We start from the raw sequence: 24,262 nt of genomic DNA on the forward strand, positions 1-24,262 counted from the left end.
CGGCATCGATCACCGCAAGAGGAAGCGATGCCCAAGCCGACCGCCAACGCCATGGCAAACACGCGGCGTACCGTGCAGTCCTACGAGGCGTATGCGCGCCAGTACGACACGCTCGTCGACGCCGAKCGCCCGCCGCACATCCAGGAGGCGCTGCAGCGCCTGGTGCACTGCCTGCCGCCCGGCGGGTCGGTGCTGGAGATCGGTTCCGGCCCGGGGCGCGACGCGGACTTCGTCGAGGCGCTCGGCGCGGTCGTCCGGCGCAGCGACGCTGCGCAAGCCTTCCTCGACCTGATGGCGGAGCGCGGCAAGGCGGCCGACCTGTTGAATGTCATCACCGACGAGCTCGGCGGGCCCTATGACGGCGTGCTCGCCATGGGGGTGCTGATCTACGTCGACCGCGAGCAGATCGATGCCGTGCTGCGCAAGATCCACGCGGCCCTGAAGCCCGGCGGGGCTTTCCTGGTCGCGATGCGCGAGGGCGAAGGCGAGACGGACGGCGATTGGCACACCGTGTGCTGGACCGGCGAGCGCTTCGCCGCGCGGCTCGCCGCGGCCGGTCTGTCGGTCGCGTGGCGGGTCCGGAGCGTCGGCGGCGACGGCAACGACTGGGTCACTTTCCTGGCCAGGAGGGCGTCATGAGCCGGCGCGGCCTCGCCCTGTTCATCATGCTCAGCGTGCTCTGGGGCATGCCTTACCTGCTGATCAAGGTGGCCGTCGCGGAGGTGCCGGTGCCCTTCATCGTCTTTGCCCGTACGGCGCTGGGAGCCGCGGTGCTGCTGCCGTTCGCGCTGCGTGGTGCCGGCATGGCGGCGCTGCGGGCGCATTGGCGCCCCATCCTCGCCTTCGCGGTCGTCGAGATGATCGTTCCACAGGGCTTGATCGTGCATGGCGAGCTGCACATCAGCAGTTCGATGGCCGGCTTGCTGGTGGCGGCCACGCCCATCATCACGGTGGCGCTGAATCGACTGCGCCGCGATCACGACCGCCTCGGTGCAGGCCGCCTCGCCGGCCTGCTGTGCGGGCTTGCGGGCGTTGCGGTGTTGGCGCTGCCGGCGCTCGGCGGTGATCGGCTGTCCGTGCTCGAGGTGCTGCTCGCCGCCGCCTGCTATGCGGGGGGATCGATGATTGCGGCGCGCTGGCTCGGCGATGCGCCTGCGATCCCGATGACGACGGCCTGCCTGGCCCTCACGGCGCTGACCTATCTGGTCCCGGCCCTGGGCAGCTGGCCCACGGCATGGCCCAGTACCCAGGCGACAGCCGCGATCGTCGCGCTGGGCATCGTCTGCACCGCGGTCGCATTCGCGGCCTTCTTCCTGCTGATACGCGAGGTCGGCTCGGAGCGCGCCGTCGTGATCACCTACGCCTCGCCGGCCGTGGCCGTCGCCGCCGGTGTGGCGCTGCTCGGCGAGCCGCTCGACGGCCGCATCCTCATCGCCTTCGCCCTCATCCTCTGCGGCTCCTGGCTGGCCACCTCGCGCGGGCCGCGAAGCCTGGCGACCGCGTCGCCTGCCAAGGGCCAGGCCGTCATGCCCAACCATCGATCAAGTCCAGTCAACCCCGGAGGCAAGTGAATGCAGAACCACGACATCTTGTTTGTGCAAGGCGCGGGCGAAGGCGCGCACGCCGAAGACCAGGCCTTGGCGACTTATCTGAAGAACGCCATCGCGCCCGATCATGCAGTCCGCTATCCCAAGTTCTCCGGGCTGGAGAACGTGGTCTACAAGACATGGAAGGACGAGATGGCGGCCGAGCTGAAAAACTCCGGCGACCCGCGCATCGTGGTGGCGCATTCCCTGGGCGGTGCCGCGGTGCTGAAGTACCTGACGCAGGAGCGCCGGGACCTGTCGCTGGCCGGGCTGTTCCTCATCGCCACGCCCTACAAATGCGCCGATGGCGAATGGGGTGGCGACGACTTCGCGCTGCCCGTCGATTTCGCCGCGACCGTGCCCAGCATGGGCGCGATCGTGCTGTATCACAGCGCGGACGACGAGTGGGTTCCCTTCTCGCACCTGGCCCGGTGGGCCGAAAAACTCCCGGGTGCGACCTCACGTGCCTTCACCGATCGCGGCCATTCCTTCTCTGCGAAGGCATTCCCCGAACTGATCGCCGACATCAGGTCGCTGTAGCCGGCGGCCTCACACGGCGCTGACCAGGCCGAGCCGGTGCGCGGCCGCCGCAGCGGCGCCTCGCGACGGCACCTCGAGCTTGGCCAGGATGTTCGACACATGCACGCTCGCCGTCTTCACGCTGATGAACAGCGCCGCGGCGATCTCCCTGTTCGAGCGGCCCTCGACCAGCAGCGCCAACACCTCGACCTCGCGCGCCGTCAGGCCCTGGGGCGAGGCTGAGGGCGCGCCGCCCTCGCCTGGCCAGAGCTCGACCCTGCCCCGGCCGGCCGCGGTGGCGAGTTGCGCGCTCAAGGGCTCGGCGCCCAGCTGCCGCGCGAACTGCGCCGCGCGCCGCAGCGCCGCTGTGGCCGCGCCACGTTGGCCAGCGGCAAGACATGCGGCACCCTGCCGCATCAACGCGTAGGCCAGCCATGGAAGGTTGCCGATCTCCTGCCAGGCCGCGACCGCGGCGCCCCAGGCGACGGCATCCGAACCGCTGCCCAGGCGGCTGCGCTCGGCCAACGATGTCAGGGCGCAAGCCCGCTCCACCGGGCCGGGCTTGGCCAGATGCTCGGACGATTCCACGAGCAAATCGCGCAGCGCATCGGCACGGCCCGACCCGATGCAGGCGCGCCACGCATGGGCGATCAGCGGCCAGAGCAGTCGTGGCGGCAGCCAGCCCCTGAGCGCCCCGATGCCATGGCCGGCCTCGACGGCGGCGGCCGTGTCGCCTTGAAGCAGGGCGATCGCCATCGACAGCTGGCGCTGTGCGGCGGCGCGGCGAGGCGCGTCCTGCGGACTCTCTCCGGCGGCGGTCAGGGCTTTCAAGGCGCGCTCTGCCACGGCCAGATTGCCTCTGCCGGCCGCGATGAGGCCATCCACCTGCGACAACTGCAGGCTGCCCAGAGGCGAGGGATCGAGTTCGCGAGCCTCTGCAATCAGGTCGATCGCGTCGTCCCAGCGCCCGACGGCCATCAGCGCACGCGCAAGAAGCTGGGCGACGGACGCGCCCATATAGCGGGCCTGGCCGAGCTGGCGTGCCCGCTGCCAGGCCATGCCTGCCGCCTCGACCGCCGCCGCGTGCTCGCCGCGCGCATCGAGCAGGTCGACCATCGCGACGCGGGCGATCATCTCCACACGCCCTGAAGCGCCGGCCTGCGCTTCACCCAAGGCGCGTTCAAGCCGCGTCATCGCGGCCATGTCGCCGACAGGCCGGGCGAGTGCACCGGACACCAGGGCCTCGACCGTCCACTCGGCCTCGCCGAGCCGCATCGCCAACGCGTCCAACTCGTCCGCCAGCGCTTGTATCTCGTTGGCGCGACCGTGCAGGGCCAGCGCACGGCAGATCTGGCCGAGCGCCGCCGCCCGTGTGCGCGTCGGCCCCGGGGCAAGACGCAGTGCCTCGCGAAGGTCGGCCAGCTCGCCCGCATGCAGGCTCTGCTGGCGCATCATGGCGCGCTCGAGCAACAGCGCGGCGATGCGCTCGCCGTCGGTCACCGGATCGAGTTCTGCGAGGCCCGCTTCGACGATGCGCTGCCCACGCTCGGTCTCAACGGCCCAGCAGGCGGCATCGGCCGCGGCCTCCAGCAGCTGCGCCCGATCGATGCCTTGCGGGCGCTGCGTCGGCTCGACGCGGGGCCACAGGTCGAGTGCATGTTCGAGCATCGTCAACTGCTCGGCATAGGCCAGGCGGGCGGTGGCCTCGCGCGCGGCCTGCCAGGCCGCGTTGAGCGCCCGGGCCGGGTCGTCTGCCGCGCGCCAGTGCAAGGCGATGCTGGCCGCCACCCAGGCGTCGGCGCCCAGCGACGGGTCGGCCTCGAGGGCCTCGGCGTAGGCGCGATGCAGGCGCTGTCGCTCGCCGGGCAGCAGGTCGCCGCCAATCGCCTCCTGAATCAAGGCATGGCGGAAGGCGTAGCCCTCCGCGTCGGCCGCGATGACGACATGCGATGTGACTGCGGCGCGGAGCGCTGCATCCAGGCCATCGGCGCCGACGACGGCGGCCAGCAGCCGATGCCTGACGCGAAGGCCACCCACCGCCATCGCGTGCAGGACTTCGCGTGCCCGTTCCGGCAACTCGTTCACCGCGCCAAGCAGCAGATCGCGCAGCGAACCCTGCAGCTGGGTTCGCACGGCACCCTCCGGCGTGACCAGGGCTTCGGTGAACAGCGGCACGCCACCGCCGCGGGTGTGGACGGCGTTGACGACATCGGGTGCCGGCTCATGGCCCAGCATGGCGCTCAGGTGCAGCGCCACGTCGGTGCGCGACAGGCGCGGCAGGGCGAGCGGGGTCACCCCTTCAATCCGGGCCAGCTCCGCCAATCCGCCACGCAGCGGATGCGCTCCTGCCAGCGCCTCGGTCCGGTACGACGCGACCAGCAGCAGGCGGGTGCCTTGCAGGTTGCGAGCCAGATAGGCGAGGAGGTCGCGCGTCGCGCGATCGGCCCAATGCAGGTCTTCCAGCACCAGCACCACCGGGGCCTGGGCGGCCAGACTCTGGAGCAGCAGGCGCAATGACTCGAACAGCCGCGAGCGCGCCATGCCGGGGTCGCCTTCCGATGGTGCCGGCCCCAGCTCGGGCAGCAGCCGTGCCAGTTCGCGCGCGCCGGAATGCCCCACGAGCGTGACGATCTCGGCAACGCCGCGCAGCTGCACCAGGCGCCGCACGGCCGAGACGAAGGGCGCGAACGGCAGCCCCGGCTCGCTTTGCTCGACACACCAGCCGCTCAGGACCAGGGACTGGCGGCCGAGGCGCTCGGTTGCTTCCCGGATCAGCCGGCTCTTGCCGCCACCACCCTCTGCGCTGATCACGACGGTGCGCACCGTTCCCGCGCAGGCGTCGGCGAACGCGTCCGCGAGCACATCTAGCTCGCTGTCGCGACCGACCATCAGGGGACTCAAGAGACGCTTCACGCTTTGGGAGGGACGCCTGCCCAGGTCTCGGTTGTCGCGGGCGGCGCCGCGGCCATTATCCCGATGGTGTGTCCGAATACGGCGTCGAATCGTGCCGTGCTGATTCAGTGGTATTCCGAGACCAGATCGTCGTCCCGGGACTTTTGCGTCGCGGGCTGGGCCGCCGGCCAGAGGGCTCGCAACCGTGACAGGGCAGCCGCTTCGTGCAGGCCTTCGGCGAGCAGGTGAGCCACGCTGGAGATGAACTCGGCCCGGGGCACGCCGTGGGGCCGGGAGGCATGCGCCGGGCTCATGCGCTCCGCGCGTGACGGAAGGGCGACGTCGGTCACGTCGATGCAGGCGCTGGCCCAGCGCTTTCTGACCGACATGGCGCAGGCTGGCAGGCCGGTCTCGACGACCAGGCCGTCCACGCGCCTTCCTCGCCGTGCATTCGGCAGCGCCAGCATCGGTCCTGCGGCGACGTTCAAGACCGAGCTGCGCGCTCGCTTGCGAAAGTGAGGCAACAGCGCGCCGGTCAGCTGCTGGACGCCCAGCTGATGGGCTTCCAGCTTCTCGTCGCTGTCGTCAGCGTCGAGCAGCGCATGCAAGCCCGGCAGATCCCTCACCGGGAAGGCGATCGAGATGTTGACGAGCATGTTCAGGTGGGCCCAAGTCGCGGCGATCTGCTCGCAGAAGCCAGCGACGCTCCAGGGGTTGGTCAGATCCAGGTCGATGGCCCGCATGCGGGGGTTGGCGCGCGCGACGGCCTGAGCGGCGCCAGGCTCGCCGCCGAAGATGATGACCTCGTTGCCCAGCCGGCACAGCAGTTCGGCCAGGCCGCGGCCGATGCCACGGGTGCCGCCGGCGACGAGAATGGTGTTGCCTTGCATCGTCATGTGGACCTCCTTGCGCGAAGGCCCGCATTGAATCGGCCGGCGCCCATTTTGAGCAGTCGATTCCGGTCATGTGATTGCACGATTCGCCCATCGTGCGGCCCGCTCGAACCGAGCCGGGCGGCCGCCCCAGGATCGATAGCCCAAAACCGCCAAGCTCTTGCACGATCCAGTCATTCCTGAGCGGTTCGTTCGCGCGCCTCTTGAGCCGCACGGGCGCAGCGGGTACGGTTGCGCCATGGGCTCACTCGAAGAATTGCAAAGGCTGATCAAGCGCCACGCCACCTCAAAGGGTGATCGCAATGCAGGCGACGTGTTCGCGGTGGCGGCCGAGGCGCCGACCGAGCTCCAGCACGTGGTGCTGGAGCCGACCTTCGTGGTCGTGGCGCAGGGCGCCAAGCGCGCCATGCTGGGCGACGAGATGTTCGAGTACCGCGAGGGCCAGTTTCTCGTGGTGAGCGTGGACCTGCCCATCGCCGGCTGCGTGATCCAAGCCAGCCCCGAACTTCCCTACCTGGCCGCGGGCTTGACGCTGCAGCTGGCAACCATCTCCTCCCTGCTGCTGGAGATGGACCCCGCGGAAGTGGCCGCGAGCGAACCCGCCGGCTTTGCGGTCAGCGACGCGCCCGAGGACCTGCTGGACACCGTGGTGCGCCTGCTGCGGCTGAAGGACTCGCCGCGCGACGCCGCCGTGCTGGGCCCGCTGGTGGAGCGCGAGCTGGTGTGGCGGCTGCTGCACGGCGCCCAGGGCGCCATGGTGCGGCAGATCGGCCTGGCCGACAGCCGGCTGTCGCAGATCGGGCGGGCCATACGCTTCATCCGCGCCCACCATGCCGAAGCCATCTCCATCCCCATGCTGGCCGACATGGTGGCCATGAGCGAGTCGTCCTTTCACCGCCACTTCCGTGGCGCGACGACCATGAGCCCGCTGCAGTACCAGAAGCTGATCCGGCTCCAGGAGGCGCGGGCGCGCATCCTGGCCGACGCCGGCGACGTGGCGGCCATCGGCTACAGCGTCGGCTACGACAGCCCCTCGCAGTTCAGCCGCGAGTACAGCCGCTTGTTCGGCGCGCCGCCCGGGCGGGACAAGCTGCGGCTGGGGCTGCGGGCGATGGGCGCGGGTGCGGGATCGCTGCCCGCCTGAAGCGGCCGTCCTGCCCGACACATCCAAGGATTGCAGCCTATCCGTTCGGAGGGCTGGCAACGCGCGCGCCGCTGGGCATGATGCGGGGCATGCTGCCCCATCCCCTGGACGAACGTACGCGCCGCGCGATGCTGCTGTTGTTCTACGCCCAGAGCGGCGTGAGCCTGGTGGCGGCGGCGCTGCTGGTGCTGTTGCATGTGGGCACGCAGATCGACCGGGTGGCGCTGCCGGCGCTGCTGGCCTGGGGCGCGGCATTTACAGCGCTGATCGTGTTGCGCGTGCTGTGGAAGCTACAGGTGGCGCAGCTGCCGCAAGCCGCTGACCCCGCACCGTGGGAGCGCCGCGCCGAGCTGGGTGCGCTGCTCACCGGTGCACTCTGGGCGCTGGCGCTGGTGATGGCTTTCGACGCGCGGCAGGCTGCCACCCAGATGTACGCCGCCATGCTGGCCTGCATCACCTGCGTGGCCAGCATCAACGTGATGGCGCCGCAACCGCGCGCCTTCGTGATGCTGATCGCTCCCGTCGCCGTGGCACTGATCACGCTCTTCCTGTCGCTCGGCAGTTGGGGAGGCGCCTACAACGCCTTGCTGGTGCTGTCGGCCGTGGCCCTGGCGATGGCGCTGACTTTGCGCCACACCCGACTGCTGCGCGAGAGCCACGCGCTGCGCTTCGAGCGCGAGGCCTTGCTGGCCCAGGCCCAGGCTGCGCGCGAAGCGCAGACGCGCTTCCTGGCCGCCGCCAGCCATGACCTGCGCCAACCCGTGCATGCGCTGGGCTTGCTGGCCGCACAGGCCGCGCACGAGCTGCAGGGCCGGCGTGCGGCGCAGACGGCGGAGCAGTTGCAGGCCATGGCGCAGGCGCTGGACGGGCTGGTGGAAAACCTGCTCGACGTGTCACGCCTGGACAGCGGCGCCTTGCAGCCGCAGTGCCGCTCGCTGCCGCTGCAGCCCTTGTTCGAGCGCCTCTCCACCGAATACGCGGTGCTGGCCGAAGCCAAGGGCTTGCAGTGGCGGCTGCGCCCGACGGCGCTCTGGGTGCGCAGCGACGCGCAGCAGCTCGAACGCCTGTTGCGCAACCTGCTGTCCAACGCGCTCACGCACACCGTGCACGGCGGCGTGCTGCTGGCGGCGCGGCAGCGCGCGGGCCGTGTGCAGGTCGCCGTCTGGGACACCGGCCCGGGCATCGCGCCCGAGCACCACGAGCGCATCTTCCAGGAGTTCGTGCAGCTCGCCAACCCGGGGCGCGACCGGCGCCGCGGCCACGGCCTGGGCCTGGCCATCGTCGCGCGGCTGGCCAGGCTGCTGGACCACCCGGTGGACCTGCGCAGCCGCCTGGGTCACGGCAGCTGCTTCGCCGTGAGCCTGCCCGAGGACGAGCCCCGCCTGCTGACCGAGCCTCGCACCGTGCCGCAGGGGCAGCCGCTGCAGGGCCGCTGTGTGGCGCTGGTGGAGGACGACGAAGCGGTGCGCGAAGCCACCGTGACCCTGCTGCGCACCTGGGGCTGCGAGGTCTGGGCCGAAGCCGCGGTGGCGCCGCTGCTGGCGCGCCTGCGCGCGGCCGGTGCCCGGCCGCAGCGCCTCATCAGCGATTGGCGGCTCGCGCAAGGCGATGGGCTGAGCGCCATCGAGGCCTTGCGCGAGGCGTTCGGCGACAGGCTGCCGGCCCTGCTGATCAGCGGCGAGACCCTGCCGATGAGCGCGAAGGCCTTGCGTGCGCTGCGCGTGCAGCCGGCGCGCAAGCCACTGCCGGCGGCGGCGCTGCGCGCCTGGCTCAGCGCGCCCTCAGAACCAAATTCAGAACCAAATTCAGAACCGCCCTCAGAACCGCATTGAGGCCAGCCGCGCCTGCCCGGCCAGCGCGGCCTCGGCGCGGTTGCGCACGCGCAGGATGCGAAAAATCGTCACCAGATGACCCTTGACCGTCGGCTCACCCATGCCCAGCTCGCGCGCGATCTCCTTGTTGCTGCGGCCCTTCACCAGCTCGGCCAGCACCTCGGCCTGGCGCTGCGTGAGCGCCTCGTCGGGCAGGTCGGTGCTGCGCTGCAGCAGGAAGGGTGGCAGGTAACAGCCGCCAGCCAGCACCAGCTCCAGTGCGCCGAAAAGCACACCCACGTCGGCGCTCTTGGGTAGCCAGCCGGCGGCGCCACCGTCGAGGGCGCGCATGGCCAGCAGCGGGTCGCTGTCGGCCGACATCAGCAGCACCGGCAGCAGCGGCCACTCGGCGCGCAGCTGCTGGAGGGCCTGCAACGGCGCGAGTCCAGGCAGGTGCACGTCGAGCACGACGAGGGCCACGTCGGGCCGGCGTGCCAGCAGTGCCTGCGCGGCGGGCAGGCTGTCGGCTTCGCTCACTTCGCAGCCCTCGCGCTGCGTGCGCAGCAGCTGCGCCATGCCGACTCGAACGACAGGGTGGTCGTCGACGATAAGGAGGTGCAATGGCGCGGTCATGCCGCGCCATCATGCCGTCAAACGTGGGGTCCGGGTCAGGTTCGGTCTGGATTCGGCAACGTGTGCCGCCCCCGCCGCCGAGCGCCCGCCGTGAGGGCGGCCAGCCCGATGCCGAACAGGGCGACGGACGCCGGCTCCGGCACGCTGGCAACGCTGATGGCGCCACCCATGTGCGTCGAGGCGAGCTCCATCAGCGCCGAATCGAGCAGCACGACGTTTCCGAACGACAAACTGCTTTGTCCCACGGCTAGCGCGTGGAACGACAGGTGCACGACGAGGCCGTCGCCACTGACGCCCGGCCCGGGCCCGGCCAGGGTGTTGGCCGTGAATGACACCGTGCCGGCGCTGTTGTCGATGGTGCCGGGCAGGAAGAACGTCGCCCGGCCGCCGGCGGACAGGAAGTCGCCTTCCAGCACCGTGTTGGCCTGCACGATCGCCGGGTCGAAGGCGATGTCGAACTGGAAGGCGTACAGGTCCGGTGCGTCCGCAACGAGCACGTCCAGCGTGAAGGTGTCGCCCACCTGCACGGCAGGCGCGGGGGCAGCGAAGGACAGGGTCGTCGCCGACGCGGGCGCAGCCAGCAGCGCCAGCACCATCCCCCACAGGCAAGTCAGTTTCGTCATCTCTCTCTCCTTGGATCGAATGCAGTTCGTTGACGGCCGCTCAGGGGCAGGTCGTGCCCGCGGCAAGCTTTTGCGCGATGAACGCCAGGTCCCGGATGTCGACCACGCCGTCGCCGTTCACGTCCGCTCTCGCGTCGAATCCGGGCATGCCGGCGCGCTTGCCGAACGAGGCCTTGACGACGGCCTGGTCGCGGCAGTCGATGGCACCGTCGAAGTTCACATCGCCCGGCAACGCCACGACGGTGAAGGAGGCCGCACCCATGCCCGTGTTGCCGGCGACGTCGGCGGCGATGGCGCTGTAGCGGTGGCTGCCCGGGCCGAAGGAAGACGCCAGGCCGCGAATGTCGGCACAGTTGGTCGACGCCACGCCGGACTCCTTGTCCATGGCCTCGCACGTGATATCGACGCTCTGCCCCGGCGCGTACGAGCCCAGGTTGCCGCGGTAGACGACGGCGGGGGGTGTCTTGTCGATCTTGACCGTGAGGATGTTGCTGCTGTCGCTCTTGTTGCCCGCGACATCGACGGCGTACTTCGAGCCGGAGGACACGGTGCCCTGCTTGCTCAGGACCAGGTCGTCGGGGCAGACCGCGACGCCCGAGCCGCCCGTGTCGGCGCAAGTGAAGCGCACGACCACGTCGCCGGTGTACCAGCCCGCTGCGCCGGGTTGCGTCGTCGCGGCTGCCTTGATGGTCGGCGGCTTCAGGTCGACCCTGACGGGGCTGGTCGTGAAGCTGACGCTGTAGCCACCGCCCGTCAGGGTGTAGCTGAAGCCGTTGGGCGTGTCCTCCGACACGACCGCTCGATTGCCGATGCAGACGACGTCGCACTGGGGCGTGATGACGACCTGCCGGTTGGTCCAGGTACCGGGGGTGTAGGGCCGGCTGTCCGAGGTCACCAGGGTGTAGCCGAAGGTCGGGCGGTTGAAGGTGACGCCTGCGTTCACGCTGGCTACCGCCGTGATGAAGCGCGACCCTGGGAAGTCCGCGCGGATGATGCCGATGCGGCTGCCGGGGAGGTGGAACTGCGGACGCATCACATAGTCCGCGATCAGCGTGTTCATGCCCTCGTAGGAGATGGTGCACAGGCCGAGGGCGCAGGCGGTGCGCGGGAAGTCGGGAAAGGTGAATGCGTCGGCGGTGGCGCCGTCCACCAGCCCGGTCGACAGGCGCGGGGCACCCGTCTCGGCGCTGGAATGGCCGCTGGCGAAGAAATAGGGAAACCCGCCGTCAGAGCCACCACTGCCAACGTAGTAGAGCTGGCTGGTGCCGGTGATATTGGCTGCGTCTGCCAGATGGCTTTTGACGGGCAGCCAGAGCCGGTGATAGAGGTCCAGATTGCTGCGGAGTTTGTCGAACAGCACGGCCGTGTATCCCATCGAAATGATGGGCCGGTAGTAGTGGCGGGTGGACAGCGGACCCATGTATTGGTGGGTCAGCAGGACCTTGCCGCGTGCGTCACACGAGTTCGGATCGGGTTTCGAATTGAGCGGGGGCACCGGGCCCAAGGTCAATGTGGCCGGACCCGGGCAAGTGGCGGGCAGCAGATAGTCCGCATACTTTTGACCTGTGGCCACGCCATCGATGACGGCGGGTTGCTCCAGCAATGCGTCGAGCGCAGGCGCTGGGTCGCATTTGCAGTCGGCCGTCTCCATGACGACGCTCATGATGACCAGTTCCGACGGGTTGCTTTTCAGGAAGGCGACGGTCGGCTGCAGTACGCCGCTCTCGAAAGGCAGGAACATGTCGACACCGCCGTGAAACACGAGCAGCGCGCAGTTCGACGATTGGTAGTACTGGTTGCAGTCTTGAAGCGCAAGGAGGTCGTAGTACTTGAGCCGGATGTCCAGATAACGGATGCCCGAATCCAGCTGCTCCCGGATGGTCATGGTCTGCGTCTGCGCGATGGGGCCGCCTACACCGTGGAAGGTTCCGCTGTCATGCGTACCCGGCAGGGACAGCTCGGTGAGCTTCTTCGTGGCGCCGAGGGTCAGCATCCACTGGGGGTTGTGCGCCGCGGGCCCGGAGTCGTGCCAGTAGGCGCCGTCGTTGTGGGCCAGCGCGGGGGCGGGGCAGCACAGTGCGGCCCCGGCCAGCGCCAGCAGCGCGGCAAGGCGTCGACCGCTACGCGCAATCGAGGAAGTCAGCATGGAAATCTCCCTGTCAACTGGATCGGGCTGGCCGCCCATCCGCCGCGTCAACGGCTTTGGCCCGCTCGCAATCCACTCGTTGCAGGGCAGTCTAGGAAGCGCCGCCCGGGTTGCACAGCCGACAGACGGATGGGATGGGGGCATCCGTTTGGATGAGCAGTGCTCCGACAATCCGCGCATGTCTCATGCCGTATCCCTTCTGCGCGCCGCGCGCCTGGCGAGTGCCACCAAACCGTTCTCGGCTCGCGGCGGTTTCAAGCGCGAGCGCTGCGAAGGCTGCCGGCTGGTCTCCACGCACTGCATGTGCGCCTTGCGCCCGTCGGTGAACACGCGCGCCGCGGTGTGCCTGCTGATGGCCGACATCGAGCCGCTGAAGCCCACCAACACCGGTTGGCTGATCGCGGATACCGTCGCAGACACCTTCGCCTTCGGCTGGTCGCGAACCGAGCCCGACCCCGCGCTCCTGGCCCTGTTGAGCGAGCCGGCCTGGGATCCCTACGTCGTCTTCCCGGGCCAGTACGCCGCGCCGGAGCGTGTGGTGCATGCCGTTCGGCCGCACGTCGCGGGCCAGGACGGAGCAGCCAAGCGCCCGCTGTTCATCCTGCTGGACGGCACCTGGTCCGAGGCGCGCAAGATGTTCAGCCGAAGCCCCTACCTGAACTCCATGCCGGTGCTCAGCCTGGCGCCCGCCGAGGCCTCGCAATACAGGCTGCGCCGGTCACGTTGCGGCGACCATTTCTGCACCAGCGAGGTGGCCGCGCAGTGCCTGAACCTGGCGGGTGACGAGGCCGCCGGCAAGACGCTTGACGCGTACCTGGGCGTCTTCACGCATCACTACCTCCAGGCCAAGAACCAGTTGCCCATCGCCTGGGAAGGCGCGGCGCATCAGCGTTTGGAAGAGGTGAGGGCTCAGCAGCCAGTGCGCGCCGCCTGACAGCATGTGCGCCATGGCGAAGTGGCGCTGGTGCCGCCATGGGTCCAGCGCCTGCGAGCAGCCCGTCACGCGCTGGCCGCCATGGGTGCTGCGTCGGGCGCCTGCGCGGGGCTGTCGCGCCGGACGCGGAACCAGGCGGCGTACAGCGCCGGGACGAAGACGAGGGTCAGCGCCGTGGCCACGACAAGGCCGCCCATGATCGAGATGGCCATCGGCCCCCAGAACACGCTGTGGGTCAGCGGGATCATGGCCAGCACCGCAGCGGCGGCCGTCAGCACGACCGGGCGCGAGCGCCGCACCGTGGCATCGACGATCGCCGCCCAGGGCGCAACGCCGCGCGCGATGTCCTGGTCGATCTGGTCGACGAGGATGATGGAGTTGCGCATGATCATCCCGCCCAGCGCAATCACGCCCAGCAGCGCGACGAAGCCGAACGGCGCATTGAAGAGCAGCAGTGCCGGCACCACGCCGATCAGCGCCAGCGGTGCCGTCATGAACACCATGAACAGCCGCGAGAAGCTTTGCAGCTGGATCATCAGCAGCGTCAGCATCACCGCGAACATCGCCGGGAACACCGCGAACAGCGCCTTGTTGGCCTTGTCGCTCTCCTCGATGGCGCCGCCTTCCTCGATGCGGTAACCCGTGGGCAGGCTGTCGATGATGGGCTGCAGCGACGGCCGGATCTGCGCCGTGGCGTACGGGCCCTGCACGCCGTCGACCACGTCGCTGCGCACGGTCAGCGCCATGTCGCGGTTGCGCCGCCACAGCACCGGTTCCTCGAAGCCCGGCTCGACTCGCGCCACCTGGGACAGCGGCACGTTGACGCCGCTGCGCGTGAACAACTGCAGGTCGCCGAGCTGGCCAATGTTCTTGCGCTCCTCGGGCGTCGCCCGCACGACCACGTCGACGAGTTCCTCGCCGCGGCGGATCTGCGTCACCGGCGCGCCGTCCAGCGTGGTCTGCACCAGGCCCTGGATGTCGGCGCTGGACAGGCCCAGCAGCCGCGCCTTGTCCTGATCGACGTGCACCTGCACCGAGCGGACCTGCTCGTTCCAGTCCAGTTGCGTGTCGCGCACCAGCGGGTTCTGGCGCACCGTGTCGCGCACCCGGTAGGCGATCTCGCGCACCTGCGCCTTGTCCGGGCCGATCACGCGGAACTGGACCGGAAAGCCCACCGGCGGTCCGAACTCCAGACGCGTCACGCGGGCGTTGACGTCGGGCAGGACTTCGTCCTTGGCGAACAGCTCCATGAGACGGGCTCGCACGCGTTCGCGCTGTTCGGTACCCGCCGTCTTGACGACGATCTGCGCAAACCCCGGGTTCGGCAGCTCCGGCTGAATGGACAGATAGAAGCGCGGCGTGCCGGCGCCGGTGTAGGCGGTGAAGAACTCGATGTCCGGGTCCTTCGCCAGGCGCGCCTCGAGCAGCTTCACCTGGGCGGAGGTGGCGGCGAACGATGCGCCTTCGCGCAGCCGCAGTTCCACCAGCAGCTCGGGCCGCGACGCGGTCGGGAAGAACTGTTGCTGGACCATCAGCATGCCGGCGCCGGCGATGGCGAAAACCAGCACCGTGGTGCCCAGCACCCAGGCCCGGYGYTGCACRGCCCAGTCGAYGAYGCCGCGCAGCCGGCGGTAGACGGGCCGGTCGTAGGGGTCGTGGTGTGTGCCGGCCGCAAGATTCTTCGGCAGCAGCAGCACGCCGAGGTAGGGCGTGAACACCACGGCGACCACCCACGACAGGATCAGCGCCGCGCCGACGACCCAGAAGATGCCGCCCGCGTACTGGCCGGCGATCGACTTCGCGAAGCCCACCGGCATGAAGCCGGCGGCCGTGACCAGCGTGCCGGTCAACATCGGAAACGCGGTGGACGTGTAGGCGTAGGTGGCGGCGCGCATGCGGTCCCAGCCTTCTTCCAGCTTCACCACCATCATTTCCACCGCGATGATGGCGTCGTCCACCAGCAGGCCCAGCGCGATGATCAGCGCACCCAGCGAGATGCGGTCCAGCGCCCAGCCGGCGGCGTACATGACGGCCGCCACCAGCCCGAGCACCAGCGGTACCGACGCGGCCACCACGATGCCGGTGCGCCAGCCCAGGAACAGGAAGGACACGGCCAGCACGATGGCCAGCGCCTCCAGGAACGAGCGCTCAAACTCCCAGACGGACTCCGCCACCACACGCGGCTGATCCGCGTACTGCTGGATCTGCACGCCCGCCGGCAGCTCCTGCCGCACCTGCGCCAGCCGCTCGTCGAGCGCGCGCCCAAAGTCGAGCACGTTGCCGTTGGCCTGCATGGTCACGCCGATGGCCAGTACCGGCACGCCGTTGTGGCGGATGGTCATGCTCGGCGGATCTTCGTAGCCGGTGCGCACGGTGGCGATGTCGGCCAGCCGCAGCAGTTGGCCGCCCACCTCCAGCGTCACGTTGGCGACGTCCGCCGCGCTGCGCAGGCCGCCGTCCACCCGCACCTGCACACGATCGTGGGTGGTATCGGCCGAGCCCGCCGGGGCCACCAGGTTTTGCCGCGCCAGCGCGTCGAACACGGCGGTCGGGGCGATGCCCATCGCCGCCAGCCGCCGTGTCGAGATTTCAACGAACACGCGCTCGGCCTGCTTGCCCAGCACGTCGACCTTGCCGGCGCCGGCCACACTCTGGATGCGCCGCTTCACGTCTTCGGTGACCGTCAGCAGCTCGGCCATCGACAGCTCGGGCGCACTCACCGCGTAGAGCACGCTGTAGCGGTCGTTGTACTCGTCGTTGAAGAACGGCCCACGCACGCCTTCGGGGAACTCCTGGCGCACGTCGCCGATCTTCTTGCGCACCTGGTACCAGGCGTTCTCCAGCTCCGCCTTGCTACTGCCGCCCTTCATCCACAGCGTGATACCGCCATAGCCCTGGCGCGCGAAGCTGCGCACGTAGTCGAAATGGTCCAGCTCCTGCAGCCGGCGCTCGATGCGGTTGAGCACCTCGTCCTGCACCTCCTGCGCGGTGGCGCCCGGCCACACGACGATGGCCGTCATCGTCGGCACGTCGAAGTTGGGGTCCTCCAGGCGGCCCAGCCGGCTGAAGGAGAAGCCGCCGATGATGAGCGTCGCGATGATCAGGAACAGCACCATGGGCCGGTGCGTGACGGCCCATTCCGACGGGTTGAAGCGTTTCATGAGCCGCTCCTGGCGACGACAGCCGCGCCGGTTTCGGGCGTGCGCTCGACAGCGCGCACGGTGATGCCCGCATCGAGCTTCTGCGCGCCGACGCTGACCACCCGGCTGCCACCGGCCAGGCCGGTGACGTGCACCCGGGTGTCGTCCATGGCCACCACCTGCACGGGTGTGAACACCAGGCCGGAGCCCTTGGCGTTGAGCACCCAGACCCCAGCGGACGCGCTGGCCTTCACCAGCGCGGTGACCGGCACGGCGGTGGTCGCCGGCCCGGTCGCTTGCCCGGACAGGTTCAGCTGCATGGTGCTGCCCAGTGGCAGCGCGCCGACCTGCGCGCGCGATTCCGCGGCGGCCGCGTAGCGCACGCGGAAGGTCCGGCCCTGCGCACTGGCCAGCGGCGAGAGCTCGCGCAGCACCAGCCTCAGGGGTGACTTGGCGTCCTGCCAGGGCGTGGCCGTGGCGGTGAGCGTGCGCACCCGGCCGACCCACTCCTCGGGCAGTTCGGCAACGATCTCGCGTTCGCCTTCGCGGGCCAGCGACAGCACCGGCTGGCCCTCGGCCACCACCTGGCCGCGCTCGAAGCGCAGCGCGGTGACCACGCCGGCATAGGGCGCCACCAGCGTCGCGTAGCCCTCGCGATTGCGTGCCAGGTCGAGCTGGCGGCGCGCCTGCTCAAGCCGGGCGTCGGCTGCGTCGGCACGCGCCTTCTGRCGCTCGTGGTCGGCAGCGCCCACCGAACCGTCGGCCAGCAGGCGGCGCAAGCGCGCTTCGTCGGACGCGGCCTGCTGCGCATCCACCGACGCGGCCTGGACCTGGTTGGCGGCGGCACTCACGGCCAGTTGGTAGTCGGCGGGGTCCAGTCGCGCCAGCGCCTGGCCGGCCTTCACGGTGTCGCCCACCTCGACCAGCCTGTCCACCACCTTGCCGCCGGTGCGAAAACCCAGCTCCGTCTCGACCCGGGCGCGGACCACGGCGGTGAAGCTGCGACTTTGCGCCGACACGGCGGGGCTCACGGTGGTGACGAAGACCGGCTTGACGGCGGCGATCGGCGCGGGCGGGCCGCTGCAGGCGGCCAGGGCCAGGAGGGATACGGCAAAGAAGATTCTGTTCACTGGGATGCCCTCTCGGCAAAGGAAGTCATGGCACTGCCGGCACGGGTCGGCTCGAGACCGCCACCCAGGGCCTTGTAGAGCTGCACGTCGGCCAGCACCTGCTGAAGGCGGCTGTCCGCCAGGGTGAGTTCGCTGGACAGCACCGAGCGCTGCACGTCGAGCAGCACCAACAGGTCGATCTGCCCTTCGCGCTGCAGCGATTGCGCGCGCTGCAGCGAGCGGCGGCGATGCTCGACCGTGCTGGCCAGCGCAGTGGCTCGCTCGGCCTCCTGGGTGCGCACGAGCAGGCTGTCCTCGACCTCCTGCACGGCGACCAGCACCGCCTTCTGCCAGGCCAGCAGCGCCTCGTCGGCCCGCGCCGACTGCGCGCGGATGCCCGCATCGATGCGACCGGCGTTGAAGACCGGCATGGCAAAGGCCAGCGCCACGTTCGAGAAATGCACCGGCGCGAGATCGAGTGCATTCAGCCGCAGGTCCTCGCGACCGAACAAGGCACTCAGAAAGAGCTTGGGCCAGTACTGGGCTCGCGCCTCGGCGCCGCGCAGCGTCTCGGCCGCGACGCGCGACTCGGCAGCGATCAGGTCGGGCCGGCGCCGCAGCAATTCGCTGGGCTGGCCGGTGCCGATCTCGCGCGCAGCAGGCCAGGCAAAGCCTGCGTTCTCGTCAACAACGCGTGCCGACGGGTTGCGGCCCAGCAGCACGGCCAGCCGCGTCTGCGAGGTGCCCGCCAGCGTTCGCAACGGCGGCACTTGCGCGTCGAGCGCCCCGGCTTCGGCGCGCGCGCGATCCAGGTCGAAGGCACTGGCCTCGCCTTCGCGCAGGCGGCTGGCGACGCGGGTCGCCGTTTCGCGCTGGGCCGCCGCGAGCGCCTGCACGATGCGCAGACGCTCCTCGGCGCTGCGCAGCACGAAGTACTGCCGCGCCACCTCGCTGGCCACCAGCAGCCGTGCGCCTTGGACCCCGGCCGCCGCTGCGGCTGCATCAGCCTGTGCCGCGTCACGTGCCGCGCGCACGCCGCCGGCCAGGTCGATCTCCCAGGCCACGTCGACACCGGCACGCAGCGCTCGCGTGTCGGGCATGCCTTGCTTGACGGCGTCGGGCAGCCCGCTGCCGCTGCGCGAGGCCGAGGCCTGCACGCCCACCGTGGGCCACAGACGAGAGGCCGCGGCATCGCGGCCGGCGCGAGCCTGGGCGACGCGTTGCAGCGCAATCGCCACATCCTGGTTGGCAGACAGGGACTCGTCGATCAGCGCCGTCAGCACCGGATCGCCGTAGGCGGCCCACCAGGCGCCATCCAGGACCTGGACAGCGGCGGCAGCCGGCCMAGCCTGCGCGAATGCGGCGGACAGCGGCACCGAAGGCGTCGGCGGCTGCACGGGCGGTGCCGAGCAGGCCGACAGGATCGCCAGCGCTGCGGCGGCCGACACGAGGCGGATCGGTCGGGCGCCGGCGTGGCGATCGTGGCGCGGGGCAAGCGTTGTGAAGTTCTTCATTACTGTACTCTGTAGTCCATTAAGTTTAATGGCATATATTGGACTGTCAAGTACAGGAAGCTGCCGATGCCTAAAAACGAGAAGCAGGTCGAGCCCCCACCGCGTCGCGGCCGGCCGCGCGACCCCGAGCGCTTGCGGCGCATCGTGGAAGCGGCGCACAGCCACTTCAATGCGCACGGGCTGGAGCGGGCCAGCGTCGATGCCATCGCCGCCGAAGCTGGCGTCTCGAAGATGACCATCTACAGCCACTTCGTTTCGAAGGAAGGCCTGTTCGAGGCGGTGATTCGCGATCGCACCGACCGCGTGATGGGGGGGGTCGCGGGCGTCGAAGCGCTGGACCCGACACAGCCGCAGAAGGCGCTGCTGGCCGTCGGAGAGCAGTTCCTGACGCTGGCGCGCGAGGAGGAAGTGCTGGGCAAGTTTCGTTCGATCTATGGCGCCGCTGCGGTGCAGCGCGAGGCGTGCCTGGCCTTTTACAGGCAGGGGGCCGACCGGCTGATCAGCGACCTGGCGGCCTATCTGCGCCGCGCCGATGCGCAGGGCGCGCTGAACATCCGGCACCCGCGTCAGGCGGCGGATTTGTTCCTGTCGATGTTCCTGGGCGACGGCCACATCCGCGGCTTGTTGATGCTCGACATGCCCGACGCGCGGGAAGACAGGGCACTGCTGCGCGAGGCGGTGCGTGTGTTCATGGCGGCCTACGCGAAAGCACCTTGACGCCATGGCCCGACCGCGGACTTCGCGACTGGTAGAGCCGGTTCATGGCACCCCCTCAAACCGGGTCGCGCTGCATCGCGAGAACCTGTCCAGCGGCTCTCTGGCGCTTTTCAAGGTGAGGCGGAGAACGCCGCCTCCTCGCTACGGATAGATGATGTGAATCTGAGCCAGGGCCCTGTCCACACCTTCGCGCCTGACCTTGACGTTGTACTCGTGCTTCTTCTTCGCCGTTCCACCCGCGCCGAGGTTAAGCAGCACCTGACCCCAGGTTCCCGGTGCCGGCGCATCAAAGAAGGGATGGTGCGATCGTCCATTTCCATGGCGGCCGGCGGGTGAAGTTCAACGGGCAAGCCAGATCGTCAGCTCGATGGAGTTCTGACGCGAAGGGCCCGCTTCCGGCGGGAGAAGCCGACCAACGAGGTCAGCTCTCGGCCATAACCGGTCGGCCACCAGCGGCTGCTTTCGGGGCGTTGGTTCAGTTGCTTGCTGTAGATTAAATTCCACCCGCCGAGATGCTGCCTGTAGGTACCGGCGCGGCGTGCGGGGTTGTAGGCCTCTGCTTCGAGGCGCGCTCTTGCACAAGGGCTTGGCACTGCATTGCAGGCCACGGCCGCGCAACTTGCTAGTTGTCAATCGAATGACATTCTTCAGGGAGTCAGCTTGCTTCAAATCATCGAGGGCGTGGTTGCAGAGGGCTGTGAGTCCCCCTCGAAGACCTTCCGATGGACCGGCGCAGCCATCTTGGACGCCTGCACTGTTGCAGCTGCGAATGGACATCTACTGGTCCTAACAGCGGATGGATCCCTGCATGTCCTCGACCTGCAGCTATGTACCTCCACGCAAATTTGCAACGTTGATATGCCGGAGATCTCGCCCGGCGAAGAAGACTCACATTTCGGCGGGCCCAAGTATTGCCTTCACGCCTCGCCTGACGGTTCATATGTCGCAGTCGTCGTCGACCGCGGAAGGACGGGAATCGTCGTGGAGGCGCAAACCGGCAGAACGACGTTGCAACTGGATGGGGGCGACTACTACGAAGAAACTGTTCCTTTCAGCGCCTGCTTTCTTCGCCTGTACGGACGCGATGTCTTTGTCCATCGCGCTGAGTGGAACCGCCTCGACGCGGCAGACCCGGCGACTGGATCAGCCCTCACCGACCGCTACATCGCTCCGTATGTGTCGGCCGGCGAACGGCCGGATCACTATTTGGACTACTTCCACGGGCAAGTCCTACCCAGCCCTGACGGGAAGCTGCTTTTTGACGACGGATGGGTCTGGCATCCCACGTCCATCCCGAGGATCTGGTCCGTCGATCAGTGGTTGGGATCCAACCCATGGGAGAGCGAGGACGGAAGCTCGATCATTGACCTAGGAATGCGTGACGACTGGACCCAACCAGCTTGCTGGATTGATGAACAGCACATCGCTGTGTGGGGCGCGGTAGGTTTGGACGACGAGGACTGTGAAGAAGTGAAGCACGACCCGGGCGTGCGGATTCTTGGGGTGGCTGGAGGCAAGTTGGGCGCTGACGGCTGGTGGCCCCTATTGGGCATGGAAAACGCAACCGCGCTGTTCAGCGACGGCACCCGTTTGTATGTCGCGGCAGCCGAGGGGACGACCGTGTGGGACATTGGTTCACGAGAGCGACTTACCCAATTTCTCGGCTTTGTTGCACGACGAATTGATCGTGCACGGAAGACCTTAGTGGCGTTCGGTCACCATGAGATTCAACAGGTCGAGTTGCCGTGGTGAGTGACACGAGCCAAGCTGGACGAATTGGACCTAGGTCGCATGTCGGGCGTGCGGCGCTTGTCCGCGCAGTGCTCAAATGATGGGCACATTACGGGCGTCCCGCGCTCGGCGATTTGGCCCACAAAGCATGCTCATCGACCCGCTCTCCTGGTGGACTTCCGAAGTCTCCGAATTTGCCCCAGTTGGACATGTGCTTCGTAGTCATCTGTACGACAGGTGGACTCGCTTCCATTCCTTGCCTGAATCCAAGCGATACGCTGAGAGCGGGTCTGAGCATGAGGAGGTTCTGAGGCGCCACCTAGCCGTCGCGAACGAGCTATTTGCGGCAGGAGAGCCGATCTACGTGTACAGGTCTTACCTATCGGAGCGAAGACTGAAGGGCAAGCTAAAGCATATGCTTGCCGGGAACCAATTGCGCGAATCCATGGTCCGGCTACCAACCGGACTGAGCATCCAGTACGAGGGGGACGGGTATTACTGTGTGCGGGCTCTGGCAACACGTTGGGTGCCGCTGTGCTTTGGCACGCTCACCAGGCAAGTTGCAAACTGGGAAGAGACCGGCGTGGCGTTTGTGTCGCCGGCCACCAAGAATATTTACTGTCCCTACGATGGCGGAATGGATCTATTCCCAGCAACGAGCAGTCCCCGCTCCCTTGAGGCCAAGTTCCATGCATGGATGTCGAAGCGAGAGGACAGGAAGTAGGGCAACGTTCGGGCAACGCAGTGCGTGAGGCAGGTGCCGGCCAGGAGCAGACGTCCGCCTGAGCCAGCTTAGAGGTAGGCTGGCGGCACCAGTGCACCAAGGAACCAAGGAACCAATATGGCCGATGCATGGGAGACGTTTCCCGCGCAGATGGGTGAGCATCTGGCATACATCAGCTTCAACAAGAGCTATGCGGAGATAGCCGAGAAGGATCCGCGAACCTACTTGTTTCAAGTGCGGTTGCAGTTCAAGCGGCCGACGCCACGGGGAATGCCAACGGGAGAGGAGTTTCCAGATGTCTCGCGAGTCGAGGATCTGCTCGACGCTGCAGTTGTTTCTGGAGGCGGACTCGAAGTAGGCCGCCTGACCGTTAAGGGACACCGTACCTTTTATTTCTACGTGCCTTTTCAGGAGCAGAAGGCCAAAGAAATCGTTGCCTCAGTGTCCGGACAGACCACGTACCAGCTTCAATACTCTGTCGAGCTGGATCAGGCGAAGGGTGGATTCTGGAAGGAGCTATATCCCTCCGTCGACGACTGGCAGGTAATTGGTGACCTGAGGGTACTTGACTCCCTGAGAACGCAGGGGGACGTTGCCGAAGCACCTCGCGAGGTGTCTCACTGGGCATACTTCCCCGCCCAGAGCCAAGCTCGACAATTTGCCGATTGGGCCAACCTCAATTTCTATGCGGTCAACTCCGTCGAGTCCACCGATGACAAGAAGAAGGTTGTCGTGCGCTTCACCCACAAGGGCAACATGGAGTTGGCAGACATAACACGCCACACCATCGCTATCAATCGCAAGGCTCGGGAACTCGGCGGCAATTACGACGGTTGGGAGACCAGTGTCGAGCGCCGCCGCTGAACCACGGCGTTTTGGTCGACTTCGGAAGCGGGACTAGCACCGAGACCTGCGTAAACCCAGGAATTGGGCGGAAGATTTAGCCTCGCTAAAGGTCATCAGGGTTGGGACTTGCCTTCCACCGCTCTCCAGGGCAAGCGACAGCTTTTCGGCAGTTCACTTCAACATAGGCGACGTCAGCTTTGGGTCGAAAGCCGCTATTCAGCAGGCCTCGACGCGACGAGCCGCAATCAGCTCGAAACCGACAGTCACGCCCCTCGAGCGAGCGCCGCGTGACCGCCAACCGCATTGCCTCGCCAGGCCGACCTAACATGGCTACATGCTGACCCGACCCCGCTACGTTCTCGCCGTGCCAGATCGCGCGCGCTCGGCGGCGGTATGAAGCAGGCCTGGGCCGCGTTGGGGGCTCGCGGTGGCGAGGCTCTGCAGACCGAGCTGCTGGCCCGTTATGCGGAGCCGCATCGCGGCTATCACACGCAGCAGCATCTGGACGAGTGCCTGGCGCTGTTCGACGAGTTTGCGCATCTCGCCGAGCGGCCCGCCGAAATCGAGATCGCGCTGTGGTTCCACGACGCGATCTACGACGTGCATCGCCATGACAACGAGGCTCAGAGCGCCGACTGGGCACGGGCCGCGCTGCTTGACGCGGGCGCGGCGGCCGACGTGGCCGACAGCGTCGCGGCCCTGGTGCTGGCCACGCGCCACAGCGCTGCGCCGCAGACACCGGACGAGCAGCTGCTCGTCGACATCGACCTCGCCATCCTCGGCGCGGCGCCGGCGCGCTTTGCCGAGTACGAGGCGCAGATCCGCCGCGAATACGCCCATGTGCCGGCGGCCGTCTTCAATGAAAAGCGCGGTGCCATCCTGGCCGGCTTTCTGGCGCGGCCCGCGCTCTACGGCACGCCGGCCCTGCGCGAGCGTTTCGAGGTGCAGGCACGTGCCAATCTGCAAACCGCGCTCAGCGGCTTGGCACAGCCGACCCCGCCTTGAACTCGCTGCGGCCCGAAGGCTCTAGCAGCAGATAGAGCAGCGGCCCGAAGGACCCGGCCGCCAGCGTGATCAGCGCGAACGGCCAGACCGTGCGGCCGGTCTGCCGCGCGTCGCGCCAGATGAAGCCCAGCGCGATCCACGACATGATCACCAGGTCCGCCAGCACCTGCCAGGCACCGAGGCTGCTCATGCCGGCCTGCCAGATGCCGAGGTAGCCGACCTGCCACATCACATAGGTCGAGAAGGCACCGAAGGCGGCGAGGGCGAGGATCAGGGCGGTTCTCATGACGATCTC

At 68.3% G+C, this 24,262-nt stretch carries 20 protein-coding genes; 11 read left to right on the top strand and 9 right to left on the bottom strand.

The window, feature by feature from the left end:
- Positions 1-27 precede the first annotated feature (27 nt).
- Genes ACXJKM_RS09555 through ACXJKM_RS09565 form a run of 3 tightly spaced genes read left to right on the top strand, consistent with a single transcriptional unit; the run spans position 28 to position 2,126 of the window.
- Positions 28-639, top strand: a complete 612-nt coding sequence (locus tag ACXJKM_RS09555) for a class I SAM-dependent DNA methyltransferase (RefSeq protein ID WP_457351938.1) — start codon at positions 28-30, stop codon at positions 637-639.
- Complete coding sequence (locus tag ACXJKM_RS09560; RefSeq protein WP_457351940.1) at positions 636-1,571, top strand: DMT family transporter; 936 nt, start codon at positions 636-638, stop codon at positions 1,569-1,571. The genes ACXJKM_RS09555 and ACXJKM_RS09560 overlap by 4 nt, the downstream gene beginning before the upstream one ends.
- The gene (locus ACXJKM_RS09565) at positions 1,572-2,126 is read left to right on the top strand and encodes an alpha/beta hydrolase (protein ID WP_457351942.1); all 555 of its coding nucleotides are present in this window, start codon (positions 1,572-1,574) and stop codon (positions 2,124-2,126) included.
- A gap of 9 nt (positions 2,127-2,135) precedes the next feature.
- Here the strand turns inward: ACXJKM_RS09565 and ACXJKM_RS09570 are convergent, their stop codons facing one another.
- Complete coding sequence (locus ACXJKM_RS09570; RefSeq protein WP_457351944.1) at positions 2,136-5,006, bottom strand: helix-turn-helix transcriptional regulator; 2,871 nt, start codon at positions 5,004-5,006, stop codon at positions 2,136-2,138.
- Between the two features lie 116 nt (positions 5,007-5,122).
- Complete coding sequence (locus tag ACXJKM_RS09575; RefSeq protein ID WP_457351946.1) at positions 5,123-5,893, bottom strand: SDR family NAD(P)-dependent oxidoreductase; 771 nt, start codon at positions 5,891-5,893, stop codon at positions 5,123-5,125.
- 235 nt (positions 5,894-6,128) lie between these two features.
- Here ACXJKM_RS09575 and ACXJKM_RS09580 point away from each other — a divergent pair, with 235 nt between their 5' ends.
- Positions 6,129-7,034: an AraC family transcriptional regulator gene (locus ACXJKM_RS09580; protein WP_457351948.1), complete on the top strand. Its 906-nt coding sequence runs from the start codon at positions 6,129-6,131 to the stop codon at positions 7,032-7,034.
- Positions 7,035-7,123: 89 nt separating this feature from the next.
- Positions 7,124-8,866, top strand: a complete 1,743-nt coding sequence (locus ACXJKM_RS09585; protein ID WP_457351950.1) for an ATP-binding response regulator — start codon at positions 7,124-7,126, stop codon at positions 8,864-8,866.
- On the opposite strand, the gene ACXJKM_RS09590 is transcribed toward ACXJKM_RS09585, so the two are convergent.
- The 3 genes from ACXJKM_RS09590 to ACXJKM_RS09600 are packed head-to-tail and all read right to left on the bottom strand — an operon-like array spanning position 8,852 to position 12,247.
- Positions 8,852-9,478, bottom strand: coding sequence for a response regulator (locus tag ACXJKM_RS09590; protein ID WP_457323327.1), 627 nt, complete (start codon positions 9,476-9,478; stop codon positions 8,852-8,854). The genes ACXJKM_RS09585 and ACXJKM_RS09590 overlap by 15 nt on opposite strands.
- 35 nt (positions 9,479-9,513) lie before the next feature.
- The gene (locus tag ACXJKM_RS09595) at positions 9,514-10,101 is read right to left on the bottom strand and encodes a cohesin domain-containing protein (protein ID WP_457351952.1); all 588 of its coding nucleotides are present in this window, start codon (positions 10,099-10,101) and stop codon (positions 9,514-9,516) included.
- 40 nt (positions 10,102-10,141) lie between these two features.
- Positions 10,142-12,247, bottom strand: a complete 2,106-nt coding sequence (locus tag ACXJKM_RS09600) for a dockerin type I domain-containing protein (protein ID WP_457351954.1) — start codon at positions 12,245-12,247, stop codon at positions 10,142-10,144.
- Positions 12,248-12,425: 178 nt separating this feature from the next.
- On the opposite strand from ACXJKM_RS09600, the gene ACXJKM_RS09605 reads away from it, so the two are divergent.
- A complete protein-coding gene (locus tag ACXJKM_RS09605) occupies positions 12,426-13,181 on the top strand; it encodes a tRNA-uridine aminocarboxypropyltransferase (protein WP_457352325.1) in 756 nt (251 codons plus the stop codon).
- A 65-nt stretch (positions 13,182-13,246) separates the two neighbouring features.
- Here the strand turns inward: ACXJKM_RS09605 and ACXJKM_RS09610 are convergent, their stop codons facing one another.
- Genes ACXJKM_RS09610 through ACXJKM_RS09620 form a run of 3 tightly spaced genes read right to left on the bottom strand, consistent with a single transcriptional unit; the run spans position 13,247 to position 18,944 of the window.
- Positions 13,247-16,342, bottom strand: a complete 3,096-nt coding sequence (locus ACXJKM_RS09610; protein WP_457351956.1) for an efflux RND transporter permease subunit — start codon at positions 16,340-16,342, stop codon at positions 13,247-13,249.
- Positions 16,339-17,451: an efflux RND transporter periplasmic adaptor subunit gene (locus ACXJKM_RS09615; RefSeq protein WP_457351958.1), complete on the bottom strand. Its 1,113-nt coding sequence runs from the start codon at positions 17,449-17,451 to the stop codon at positions 16,339-16,341. Before ACXJKM_RS09615 ends, ACXJKM_RS09610 begins: the two co-directional genes overlap by 4 nt.
- Positions 17,448-18,944: an efflux transporter outer membrane subunit gene (locus ACXJKM_RS09620; protein WP_457351960.1), complete on the bottom strand. Its 1,497-nt coding sequence runs from the start codon at positions 18,942-18,944 to the stop codon at positions 17,448-17,450. The genes ACXJKM_RS09615 and ACXJKM_RS09620 overlap by 4 nt, the downstream gene beginning before the upstream one ends.
- A gap of 66 nt (positions 18,945-19,010) precedes the next feature.
- On the opposite strand from ACXJKM_RS09620, the gene ACXJKM_RS09625 reads away from it, so the two are divergent.
- The 5 genes from ACXJKM_RS09625 (at position 19,011) to ACXJKM_RS09645 (ending at position 23,967) form a co-directional block, all read left to right on the top strand.
- Positions 19,011-19,661: a TetR/AcrR family transcriptional regulator gene (locus ACXJKM_RS09625; protein ID WP_457351962.1), complete on the top strand. Its 651-nt coding sequence runs from the start codon at positions 19,011-19,013 to the stop codon at positions 19,659-19,661.
- A gap of 660 nt (positions 19,662-20,321) precedes the next feature.
- A complete protein-coding gene (locus ACXJKM_RS09630; protein WP_457351964.1) occupies positions 20,322-21,413 on the top strand; it encodes a hypothetical protein in 1,092 nt (363 codons plus the stop codon).
- 127 nt (positions 21,414-21,540) lie between these two features.
- Complete coding sequence (locus ACXJKM_RS09635) at positions 21,541-22,116, top strand: DUF3885 domain-containing protein (protein ID WP_457351965.1); 576 nt, start codon at positions 21,541-21,543, stop codon at positions 22,114-22,116.
- 117 nt (positions 22,117-22,233) lie between these two features.
- Positions 22,234-22,980 (top strand): DUF695 domain-containing protein, encoded by a 747-nt coding sequence (locus tag ACXJKM_RS09640; RefSeq protein ID WP_457351967.1) that lies wholly within the window; start codon positions 22,234-22,236, stop codon positions 22,978-22,980.
- 375 nt (positions 22,981-23,355) lie between these two features.
- Positions 23,356-23,967 (top strand): HD domain-containing protein, encoded by a 612-nt coding sequence (locus ACXJKM_RS09645; RefSeq protein ID WP_457351969.1) that lies wholly within the window; start codon positions 23,356-23,358, stop codon positions 23,965-23,967.
- Here the strand turns inward: ACXJKM_RS09645 and ACXJKM_RS09650 are convergent.
- Positions 23,936-24,253: a DUF2834 domain-containing protein gene (locus ACXJKM_RS09650; protein ID WP_457351971.1), complete on the bottom strand. Its 318-nt coding sequence runs from the start codon at positions 24,251-24,253 to the stop codon at positions 23,936-23,938. The genes ACXJKM_RS09645 and ACXJKM_RS09650 overlap by 32 nt on opposite strands.
- Between the last annotated feature and the right edge of the window lie 9 nt (positions 24,254-24,262).

The sequence above is a fragment of the Roseateles sp. P5_D6 genome, assembly GCF_054049415.1.

What these genes read in the sequence shown, in the direction of transcription:
- ACXJKM_RS09560 (WP_457351940.1), top strand. Translation starts at nt 636, where the DNA reads ATGAGCCGGCGCGGCCTCGCCCTGTTCATCATGCTCAGCGTGCTCTGG.
- ACXJKM_RS09565 (WP_457351942.1), top strand. Translation starts at nt 1,572, where the DNA reads ATGCAGAACCACGACATCTTGTTTGTGCAAGGCGCGGGCGAAGGCGCG.
- ACXJKM_RS09575 (WP_457351946.1), bottom strand. Translation starts at nt 5,893, where the DNA reads ATGACGATGCAAGGCAACACCATTCTCGTCGCCGGCGGCACCCGTGGC.
- ACXJKM_RS09580 (WP_457351948.1), top strand. Translation starts at nt 6,129, where the DNA reads ATGGGCTCACTCGAAGAATTGCAAAGGCTGATCAAGCGCCACGCCACC.
- ACXJKM_RS09585 (WP_457351950.1), top strand. Translation starts at nt 7,124, where the DNA reads ATGCTGCCCCATCCCCTGGACGAACGTACGCGCCGCGCGATGCTGCTG.
- ACXJKM_RS09590 (WP_457323327.1), bottom strand. Translation starts at nt 9,478, where the DNA reads ATGACCGCGCCATTGCACCTCCTTATCGTCGACGACCACCCTGTCGTT.
- ACXJKM_RS09595 (WP_457351952.1), bottom strand. Translation starts at nt 10,101, where the DNA reads ATGACGAAACTGACTTGCCTGTGGGGGATGGTGCTGGCGCTGCTGGCT.
- ACXJKM_RS09600 (WP_457351954.1), bottom strand. Translation starts at nt 12,247, where the DNA reads ATGCTGACTTCCTCGATTGCGCGTAGCGGTCGACGCCTTGCCGCGCTG.
- ACXJKM_RS09605 (WP_457352325.1), top strand. Translation starts at nt 12,426, where the DNA reads ATGTCTCATGCCGTATCCCTTCTGCGCGCCGCGCGCCTGGCGAGTGCC.
- ACXJKM_RS09625 (WP_457351962.1), top strand. Translation starts at nt 19,011, where the DNA reads ATGCCTAAAAACGAGAAGCAGGTCGAGCCCCCACCGCGTCGCGGCCGG.
- ACXJKM_RS09635 (WP_457351965.1), top strand. Translation starts at nt 21,541, where the DNA reads ATGCTCATCGACCCGCTCTCCTGGTGGACTTCCGAAGTCTCCGAATTT.
- ACXJKM_RS09640 (WP_457351967.1), top strand. Translation starts at nt 22,234, where the DNA reads ATGGCCGATGCATGGGAGACGTTTCCCGCGCAGATGGGTGAGCATCTG.
- ACXJKM_RS09645 (WP_457351969.1), top strand. Translation starts at nt 23,356, where the DNA reads ATGAAGCAGGCCTGGGCCGCGTTGGGGGCTCGCGGTGGCGAGGCTCTG.
- ACXJKM_RS09650 (WP_457351971.1), bottom strand. Translation starts at nt 24,253, where the DNA reads ATGAGAACCGCCCTGATCCTCGCCCTCGCCGCCTTCGGTGCCTTCTCG.